General features: G+C 60.9%; 6 protein-coding genes. 3 read left to right on the top strand and 3 right to left on the bottom strand.

Features of this window, described 5'->3' with window-relative positions:
* Together ATI53_RS21820 and ATI53_RS21815 are read left to right on the top strand one after the other, a co-directional pair.
* A partial coding sequence (locus tag ATI53_RS21820) for a transposase (protein WP_211315412.1) occupies positions 1 to 303 on the top strand: 303 nt, incomplete at its 5' end.
* The gene (locus tag ATI53_RS21815) at positions 219 to 1,553 is read left to right on the top strand and encodes a hypothetical protein (protein ID WP_170134643.1); all 1,335 of its coding nucleotides are present in this window, start codon (positions 219 to 221) and stop codon (positions 1,551 to 1,553) included. The genes ATI53_RS21820 and ATI53_RS21815, both read left to right, overlap by 85 nt.
* A gap of 115 nt (positions 1,554 to 1,668) precedes the next feature.
* On the opposite strand, the gene proA is transcribed toward ATI53_RS21815, so the two are convergent.
* The 3 genes from proA to ATI53_RS23505 all read right to left on the bottom strand — a co-directional run bounded on the left by proA (position 1,669) and on the right by ATI53_RS23505 (position 9,213).
* Complete coding sequence (proA, locus tag ATI53_RS21810) at positions 1,669 to 7,521, bottom strand: anti-phage protein ProA (protein ID WP_009502360.1); 5,853 nt, start codon at positions 7,519 to 7,521, stop codon at positions 1,669 to 1,671.
* Positions 7,522 to 8,017: 496 nt separating this feature from the next.
* Positions 8,018 to 9,022 (bottom strand): IS5 family transposase, encoded by a 1,005-nt coding sequence (locus ATI53_RS21805; protein WP_009502361.1) that lies wholly within the window; start codon positions 9,020 to 9,022, stop codon positions 8,018 to 8,020.
* 23 nt (positions 9,023 to 9,045) lie between these two features.
* Complete coding sequence (locus ATI53_RS23505; RefSeq protein ID WP_009502362.1) at positions 9,046 to 9,213, bottom strand: hypothetical protein; 168 nt, start codon at positions 9,211 to 9,213, stop codon at positions 9,046 to 9,048.
* A 471-nt stretch (positions 9,214 to 9,684) separates the two neighbouring features.
* Here ATI53_RS23505 and ATI53_RS21800 point away from each other — a divergent pair.
* On the top strand, positions 9,685 to 9,934 hold a 250-nt coding region (locus ATI53_RS21800), incomplete at its 3' end, for a transposase (protein WP_146609916.1).

Genomic DNA, 9,934 nt, shown 5'->3' with positions numbered 1-9,934 from the left:
CTCTTCGGCCGGTACCCTTCCTTGCTGAAACTCTATGCCGACAGCGGCTATCAGGGGCCGAAGTTTCAGGAGGAATTGAAGAAGGTTTGCCGCAAGATCAATGTCGAGATCGTCAAGCGGACGGATGCCGGCAAATTCGTCGTCCTGCCCAGGCGATGGGTGGTCGAGCGGACCATCGGATGGCTCAATCGCTGCCGCCGCCTGGCCAAGGACTGGGAGTGCCTGAACCAGAACGCATTGGCGTTCCTGCGATGGGCGTCCATTCGATCAATGCTGCGAAGGCTTTGCCAAGAAAGGATATGATCTCGGACGGACTCTTAGACTCTTCGCGTGCTGACAGAACAAGCAAACAACACGGAATTGCATGGTGGGTGAACCGCCGTCTGGTCGGTGAAGCTGGATGGAACAGCTTTTCTGACAAACTGATCGATGGACGAACGGAAGAGGCAAAACGTTACTCGTTCGTGGTTGAGGCGGATTTTTTGACTCCAGCCGAAATAATGCCCGATTGGTCGTCATTCCGCGAAGAGAACGCTAAGTGGAAAACAACAAAGTCGATCGTCCATGATTGCATACGCGATGAACTCACGAGCTTGTTGAAAACGAAGCGTACTCAGACACGAACCAATATCGCTTCTAAGCACGCCTCGACAGTTCGAGCGCTTCCGAGGCTAAGCCAAGACCGATGGAACGGTATGTTGACTCAGTTGGTCGAGCGTTGCCCGACACTTGGTGAGCAGCAACTGGAACAAGTAATGGGCGTTTTGGCCAATCTTGAGATGGCCGAGTCCCAATATAGCCTTCTAGAAAAGCTGCACAATCTAACGCCTAGCGACCTAGACTCATGGAATGGCTTGCTTGAAGAGTGGACATTGAAATCCGCAAAGGAAGCCTTGGATGAGGTTTCAAGCCGCCTGAAGCTGATTGAGGAAATACGGGCGAAGACCGCTTCTACTGACACGCAAGAAGTCCAGGAGCTACAGCCCCTTTTTGGAGAAGCGCTTTGGATATTCGGGCCTCAGTTCGAAAGCATAGAGTTCACCTCGAACAAAGGCATGACTCGAGTCATCAAGGAGCTTTTTAAAGTCACAGAAAAAGGATCTAGAAAGAGACCTGACTTTGCAGTTCTCCCTGATAGTACGGTTGGCTTCTATGATCGACCTGCCTTTGATGAAGACCATAACCAAAATGGAGTAGACACGCTAGTAATCGTGGAACTCAAAAAGCCCGGCGTTCCACTGGGGCAAGAAGAAAAGATGCAAGTTTGGGGGTATATCAAGGAGCTTCGCGAGAAAGGGCTAGTATCGACAGAAACACGTGTCACCGGCTTTCTGCTAGGCGACAGCATTGCGCCCCAAGAAGGCGAGCCATCCAAGCATGGAGACAGAACCATTATTCGTCCAATGCTATACAACACGTTTATCGGACAAGCTGAAAAGCGAATGATGAATTTACACAAACGGCTAAGCGATGCCCCCTTTATGACCAAGTCAAATGCGGCTCAAGAACCAGTGCAACAAGTGCTGGCAAGGCAAAATGGGCAGGCGCTATGAAATCCATCGCGCGCCCAACCTCCTAGCCCCGACGGGGCCGATGCACACTTCTATCAGTCTTGGAAATCTTCGACGTAGATGGGCGTTGATGATGTGGCCACCCGATCGCCCTTCCTCACTCACTGGCAATAGATCGCCATCCAATGCACTCCGAAAGGTATGAACGCGCATCCGCTGACAATCTGGCAATCCCCGCGTACCGCGCCAGATCGAGAACGGGATCCTCGCTCCTGCTCAGCTCGGAAACATGGCGATCATAAAGCTCCGCGATCTCCGTGCGGGAAATATCCCGGATAGAGCGATCCTGTCCCGACCGGAAACCAACCCTGTCGGCTTTCGTTCCTACCGCCCAAAGGAAATCGACACCATTCTCGGGATGCAGCTCAACCTGGCCAAGCGCCCTGGAGATCTGCTCGGAGATCCGCCTCCCCGTCCGTTGCCAGCCATGCATTCCGGAGACCCGCTTGCCCAGCAAGGCTATCGGCATGGGCCCTTCGCGCTCGACCACGCCCGCGATCAGGCGCTCAAGGACGGGAATGTATTCCGCATCGTAGAATCTTTCGGGATCGGGGCTGGCTTCACTCGAACCAGTTTCTCCCATCTCCGGCCTGGCAGCTGACGGCGCTGCACGGGCAAACTGTGCCTCCTGCCGGACAGGCTCTGACGGTGCGATGTCTCCTTCAACGCCAACCTCCGCGACCGGCAGCTCGACCTCAGCGACCTCTGCTTCCTCGGCCTCATGTGAGACCTCGATCTCATCGGCATCTTCGGCGAGCATGGCGTCGCGTACTGCGTCTTCTTCGGTCCGCTTGGCGCGATCCGCCTCGAGGTGCTCCGTCAGCGCGGTGTGGATGCGTTCGACCACAGCCGCAGGATTGCGGAACCAGTCGGTCGACCAGATCCGGAAGATAGTCCAGCCAAGGTTTTCGAGCACCGCTTGCCGCACCTTGTCCCGGTCCCGCGCCGTGGCAGAACCGTGATAGGTCGCCCCGTCACACTCGATCCCGGCAAGATAGACGCCCGCGTGATCCGGATGCACGACGCCCAGGTCGATGCGGAAGCCCGAGACGCCGATCTGCGGACGCAGCTCCCATCCCTTGGTCTCGATGGCCGCCTTGATCGCGGCCTCGAAGATATTCTCGACCGGCCCGAGCGAGCCGTCATCTTGCGCCGGGAGCGCGACAGGACCACGTGCCGCAAAATCGAGGAAGCCCTTCAGGTGCCTCACGCCCACGGCCTTGGTGCGCGTCAGGTCGATCTGATCGGCTCGGATCGAAGCAAATACGTGCAACTCCGCCCGAGCGCGCGTCACCGCCACGTTCAGGCGCTTCTCGCCGCCGTCTCCGTTCAGAGCACCGAAGGCCATCGAAAGCTTGCCAGCCTGGTCAGGGCCGAAGGTGATCGAGAACAGCATCACGTCCCGCTCGTCGCCCTGGATGTTTTCCAGGTTCTTGACGATGACCGGCTCTTCCCGTGCATCCTCGAAGAACCATTCCAGATCCGGGTTCTTCCGCCGCTCCTCGTCCAGAAGGTCGAGGATCAGACCCTGCTGCTCGGCGTTGAAAGTGATGACACCAAGTGTCAGCCGCTCACTTTCGGGCCAAGTCAGCCATTCGTTCAGGCGGCGCACCGTCATGCGCACGATGGCGCGGGCTTCGGCCTCGTTGGTCCGGCCCTGGCCGCGGGCATAGACGCCATCGACCTGATGCAGCGTCACCGCTTCCGACGCCGTCGCCGGAGACGGGAAGGTCACGAGGCGGCCGCCGTAGTAATGCCAGTTGGAGAAGGCGATGAGCGCCTCGTCCCGGCTGCGATAGTGCCAATCGAGCTGCTGCGTCGGGATGCCTGCCGCGGCGACCTCGTCCAGAATGGACGCCAGATCCCGCTCTGCCTCGGGCAGTTCGTCCTCACCGGCGTCGCTGCGTCCGAAGAAGTTCGTCGGGGGAAGCTGCTTCGGGTCGCCAACGATGATCGCCTGCTTGCCCCGCGCGATCGCACCAATCGCGTCCCAGGTGGTGATCTGGGACGCCTCGTCGAAGATCACCACGTCGAAAGCCGCCTGCCCCGCAGGGAGATACTGCGCCACCGAGAGCGGGGACATCAGCACGCAGGGGGCCAGCTTGGTGAAGGCGTCGGGCATTTCCGAGATCAGCGTTCGGATCGGCATGCTGGGCCGTTGCAGCCCAAGCTGATGACGCAGCGTGCCAAGTTCAGACCGACGCGCAACGGCATCCTGGGCTGGCAAGCCGTGCTGGATGCGGGACAAGACCTGCCCCGCCGCCATGTCCGTTGCGCGGTCGTCCAATTCCCGGAAGCGCTTGATCGCGTCCTCGTGCGACCAGTGGGAGAACCCCCGCAATTCAAGCTGCGCATCCATGGCCTGCGGCAACCACCAGGCCGCATAGGCCGAGGCGAAGGCTGCATCGACATCGCCCTCGATCCGGCCTTCTTCTACGGCTTGGACGAGGGGCTCAAGCCCTGCGCCACTGGCTTGCGTGCGGACTTCGACCCACCGGGTCCAATCCTGCAGGTGCTCCTTGTTGTCCTGAATGGCCTGCAGAGATGCGAGCAGCTCCGACAGGGCCATCCCCTCAGGCAAGGTATGCGCCGTCTGCGCGAAGGCCCCGGCATGCTCCTGCCAGCTTTCATGCTTGCGCTGGAAGAGCATGATCGCGTTCCGCAGGTCACCGCCGTTCCGCTTGGCAAGACTCTGGCGGGCCAGATCCCAACGGGCCGGATCGGCGACCGTGGGCGCGATCTCGGCGAGTACCGTCTTCATCGCCCGCGCCTGATCCATCCAGTTAGCGAGGCGTGCCGGATCCGTTTCCACGCCCTTGACCACCGGACACCCGGTGAGCGGAGTTGCCTCAACCTCGGCTCGGGCGCGCTTGGCGTCCGCCAGCGCGGCGATATCGGATTGGGGATCGGCCTTTCCGCCCTCCGCATAGGTCTGCAGGAGCTTGCGCACCGAGGATTTGGCAAAGACCGAGAAAGGCCACATCTTCGTCTGTGCAAGTCGCCAGTTGGCATCAAGCTGATCCAGCGGAAGGCTTTCCAGCCGCGCCATCGGATAGCTGGCAGAGGTTCGACCGGCTGCGGCGGTGTAGGCGGCAAGCTTGCCCGTCAGCATCTCTGCCTGCGCCTTCATCTCGACGACATCCCGCGTCAGCGACCAGCTTACATCCTCGCCCGTCTCAGGGATCGACGACAGGAGCACCAGCGGCGCGACCTCAGACGCCTCGCCAGCGCCCGCCCAGGTCAGCCCGGCATGGCGCGCGAGCGCCTCGGCGGCCTCAGCCAGTTCACGGGTGGCCGTGCCCAGCTTCGCGCTTCGCTCCAGGAGTTCCGCCTGCCAACCAAAGGACCACTCCTCCGCCTGCACCAGTGGCAGCGGCTTGCGGCCCGCGATGATCTCCTGGCACCGTCCAAGGGCTTCGGCCAGCTTCCCCAGATGCATGTAGCTTTCCGCATCATGCGCGTCTTTGTTCGCGAAGCCCAGGCTGAACGGCTGTTCTTGGCCGGCAGCCTTCCCGATCGCCTGGAAGACACTGAAGCCTTGCGTCCCCTTCTTGTGCAGCGCCGTGACATAGGTGTTCAGCTGTTCGCGGGTGACCGTCAGGTCATCCGTCACCTTGATCCAGTCGGCGTCCGACGCGCTGGCCGCCCGCGCCCAGCTGCGGCCCAACTGAGACAGCACCGATTTCCGGTCGGCCTTGTTGGAATGCAGCTCCAGCACAGCATCGCCAAGCCCATGCGACGCGAGCCGCCGCTGCACCACGTCCAACGCCGCCGATTTCTCGGCCACGAAGAGGACGGTCTTCTGCATGGCGAGGCATTGCGAGATGATATTGGCGATGGTTTGGCTCTTGCCGGTGCCCGGCGGCCCGATCAGGACGAAGTCATGCCCCTCCTGCGCGGCCAGAACAGCGGCAAGTTGCGACGAATCCGCGGGCAGCGGTGTGAACAGGTCGCGCGGCGCCAGCCTGCGATCCACATCGACCGCGACCGGCAGACCCGGCGTCCCTTCGGCCAGGAATGGCTCGGTCGGGTTGTCCACTAGATGCTTCACCAGCGCGCTCTCGCGCAGGCTATCGGTCCGCTCCACCAAGTCCTTCCACATCAGGAACTTGGCGAAGGAGAAGGTCGAAAGCGCCAACTCCTCGACCACCTCGAATCCAGCAACATCGCGCACCTTGCGGCGCATGATCTCGAAGATGCGTGGCAGGTCGAAACCGCTGTCGTCCCGGGGAAGATCGCCCTCCAACTCGGGCACCTTCAGGTCGAAGTCCCGCTTGAGAAACTCCAGCAGCGTGGTGTTAAAGCGCACGTCGTCCTCGTGATGCTCGATCACGAACTCCGATTGCGCCGACTTGCGCGAGATCTTCACCGGCACCAGCAGCAGTGGCGCGCGGTAGCTACGCGTGTCGCCTTCGGACTTCTTCCAGCGCAGGAAGCCAGCGGCCAGGAACAGGGTGTTCGTGCCGCCTTCCTGCATGTCGCTTTTGGCGCGCCGGTGCAGCTCGAGCAGCCGGCGCTCGCTTTCCTTGCGGGTCAGGGGGACCGCGATCTGGCCCTTCGCGAAGGCATCCTGCGCGACCTCTTCAAGAAGCTTGGGCTCTTCCTTCGCCAGAAGGTCGCGCGCGCCTACAGGGTCCTCGTCCTTGAGCGCCAGCGCGCGGAACTTCTTGCCGTCGGCCAGCTGATCTTCCAGTGCCGAGACATCAGGGCACAGGAAGGGTAGCGTCTGCTTGCTGTCCTTGAAGTTCAGCAGCCGGTTGCGCAGTGATAGGTCCAGAAGCTTGCGTTGCCAGCGAGCGATCCGGTCCGCCGGCGTTGAGGCCTCATCCTCGATCAGTTCGCCCGGCAGGAGGCCCAGATCCAGCGGGCGTGGCAGGGCTGCCGGGCTAGCAACGACATCTTCGGCATCGGCCTCCGGCTCGGAGCGGTGGCTGGCAAGCGGGCGGATCCGGGCCGCGCGGGCACGCCGGATGTCGACTGCCATGACAAAGCTGTGCTCATTGCGCTCGGATGTCAGCTCGCGCGCCGTATCGACCGCCTGCTCGAACCCGACGCTGGGTTTCTTCGTCAGCAAGGTGGTCTCCATGACCACGAACTCGCGCGCATCGATGGCCTTTCGGACCGTCATCACGTCGGGCTCGCTGATGGTCCCGAAATCCCGCTCCGTGAGCCATACCCCGGTCCAGGCATGCCCGTCGGAGAAGAGCACGACGGGGTTGAGACCAGCGGCTTCGAAGCAGCCGGCCAGCAGAAGAGCACTATCCAGACAGGTGGCCAGTCCTTCAGACTTGATGCGGCCGGGGTCGCGCACCTTCTGGCCGCGTAACTCGAAACTTGCCGGAGGCACCGCGTAGGTCAGCCCCATGCCGGTCGCGGCCGACCAGATCGCCCCGGCCAGCATCCATGCACGGGACGGGTCTCGGGTCTGGTAGCCATCCATGGCACCGCTCTGTCCGGCCCCCTCCAGTAGTCGGCTGGCCTCCTTCAGGACACCAGCGACAACCGAGTCATTGGGAGAGACGAAGGCCGCAAGCAGATGCGCCATGTCGCCCACACCACCCCATTCGTCTCGGGCCAGCATCTCGATCGGGCGCTGCTCGTGCAGCAGCTCCGTCTCGCCGTGCTTCACAACGAACTGCAGCTCTCCCCACTCTGCCTCGTTGAGACCGCCCAGGATCACCGTATCCAAGGGCGTTTCCAGGTCGCGCAGCTTTTGTCGTTGCCCCGGCGCCAGCCGATCCACCGTCCAGTTTTTCGGGCGGAACAGACCGGGACTGCAAGTCAGTTCGAGAGTGATATTCTCAAGCGGCACGTCTGAAAGGTTCTGCAAAACGACACTTTTCAGAACGGAGACACCGTTCTGCGACGATGCAAAGTTTACTTTCTGAGCGACGGACAGCTCCAGAACGAGCTGGTCACGCGCCTCTTCCCCAAACGTATCAAACGACATTCTTACGCTACCTGGCCCTTTAATCCCCGAGCCAGTCACTCATACGAGAATGTGTCTGTCAATTGCACGGTCGTTTCACCAAAGAATTGAAAAGCGTGCCTATGCTCCCGCGATCTGGCGAAGTTGCGGCAGGAAGTTTCAGGCGCTCAGCCCCCGGAAATTTCAGATTGTCAGGTCAGAACCAACGGAATTTGGAGCTGATCTTATCCCTCATACCCACGAGAAGAATCTGGAAGACGCCCACGCCTACGCAAACGGTTGCCGCGCCCGAACGCTCTGCTCACTTCCTGCCGATGCTCGCACAAGTGTCACCTGATAGCAGAAGGGTGCAGTTTCGGTAATCTCCACGATATCTCCGGCGCGCGCACCGTTGTCCGCAAAGAAGCTGCGTACCCAGAATCGGTCACGGAAAATCTTCTTGGTCAGGTCGATATCGGTGACGGCCGGAAGCGCTCCGCCCCAATTGATGGTCAGGGCCCGCGCGGCTGCACTTGCCCTATTGCTCCCGCCAAGGGGCTTTGTTGCGCAAAGCGCGTGAAGCCCAGACTTCCCCTTTCCCCAGACGCACTAATCCTACGGGCTCTGTGACGGGTATGCCGAGCGCGGTGTAGCCGTTCAGGACAGCGGCGCGGATCTGCAGTTCTGCAACCTGGCGATCGAAATCGCGTGCCATGAGGCTCTGCCCCAGCAGCTTCACGCAATGCATCTTCGTCTCGGCGCGGCTGCGGCGGTGATAGCCGGTCCATTTTCGCCAGATGGCGCGGCCGAGGTATTTCGAAGCGCGCAGGGCCTCGTTCCGGGCAATGGCGCCCGCGGTCGATGGCTTCCAAGGCCTGGCGTTCTTGCGCGGTGGTATTACAGCGTGGGCGCCGCAGTCGGCGACGGCGTCATGGCACTTACGTGTATCGTAGGCTCCGTCTGCAGTGACCGAGCCGATTTCCACATCAGGCGGGATCTGGCTGAGCAGTTCGGGCAGCATGGGCGCGTCACCGACGTTGCTCCCGGTGATCTCGCGGGCTCGGATCTCCAGCGTCTGTTCGTCGACACCGATGTGGATCTTGCGCCATAGACGGCGTTTCGCGCCGCCATGCTTGCGCGCGTGCCACTCGCCTTCGCCTTCGGCTTTGATGCCGGTGCTGTCGATCAACAGGTTCAGCGGACCCTGCGAGCCACGGTAGCGAATGGTCACGGCCAAGGCCTTCTGGCGCCGGCTCAAGGTGCTGAAATCCGGCACCGCCCAGTCGAGGTCGACCAGGCGCAGGAGGCTTTCAACAAAACCGGTCGTCTGTCGGAGCGCCATGCCGAAGAGGACCTTCATCGTCAGGCATGTCTGGATCGCGGCATCGCTATATTGCGGCTGCCGGCCTCGCTTGCCGGTCGGCGGCGGCACCCAGACCATGTCTGGATCGAACCAGATCGTCAGGGAGCCACGCTGCTTCAGCGCTTCGTTGTAGGCTGGCCAGTTCTTGGTCTTGTAGCTCGGCGGGATGGGTCTGCTCATGCAGGCCAGCTACCACGCTGGATTCACGAGATGAATCCCTCACCGGTCTTTGCGCAACAAAGCCGCAACAGCATATAAAGTGGCCAGGGCCGCGCCGCAGCACCCCGCAATTTAACGTGGTCGCCTGCGCGCAGGTCATCCCTGAATTTATAGACAAAAAATATTTTCTGTCTATAAATCATCTGGGCCATGCGCGCTTCATTCCGCGCTTAGGTGAAAGTCAGGCAGACGACTCGCGCGGGCTCTTCGAGCACTATGCCCAGCCCCTTCATCGCGTGAGAAAAGGTCACGGCTCCCCTTGGCAAGCAGTCCTACAACGTTGATTGATTCGAAAGATGCGACCCGCTCTCTGGTCTGAAGGCGCAGATCCGCCGTGTCGATCGCCCCAAGTTTGCGAAAAACTCTGAAATCTGGCCTTCAGAGCGTTTGCGAATAATATTTTGAGAATCGATTACGGCCCGCAGCTCTTGGCCTCCGGTAGAACCGCGACCTTTGCGAAAAAATTGTGGGCGCTGCGAGGGGCTTGCACACGTGAAAAAGCTGCGACAGACCTAACAGAAATGCCGATGGATCAGTCTCTTAGTGTCCATCCGGGAACATCTTGAATCTTTGGAATCACTTGTGAATCCTTGGCGGAGGCAAGGTTTTGCAGGAGCTTTTGGATGTGGACCAACGAGAACCGCGGTCGTTATGACCGCAGTGGACTGCGCTATCCCAGCGATTTGACGGACGAGGAATGGGGGATCATTTCTCCGCTGATCCCGCCCGCGAAGCGGGGCGGCAACAAGCGGACGGTCGTGATGCGGGAGGTCGTCAACGGGCTGATGTATATTCTCGGCACCGGATGCCAGTGGGCTGCGCTGCCGAAGGACTTGCCGCCGCGCAGCACGGTAAACGACTATTTCTGCCGCT

Source organism: Salipiger aestuarii, from assembly GCF_003259905.1.
Classification (GTDB): Bacteria; Pseudomonadota; Alphaproteobacteria; order Rhodobacterales; family Rhodobacteraceae; genus Salipiger; species Salipiger aestuarii.
The sequence above is the reverse complement of the archived record's forward strand: the minus strand, read 5'-3'. Positions and strand labels throughout refer to the sequence as shown.

Coding starts and splice junctions, on each gene's coding strand:
- proA (WP_009502360.1), bottom strand. CDS start 7,521: ATGTCGTTTGATACGTTTGGGGAAGAGGCGCGTGACCAGCTCGTTCTG.
- ATI53_RS21805 (WP_009502361.1), bottom strand. CDS start 9,022: ATGAGCAGACCCATCCCGCCGAGCTACAAGACCAAGAACTGGCCAGCC.
- ATI53_RS23505 (WP_009502362.1), bottom strand. CDS start 9,213: ATGGCCCAGATGATTTATAGACAGAAAATATTTTTTGTCTATAAATTC.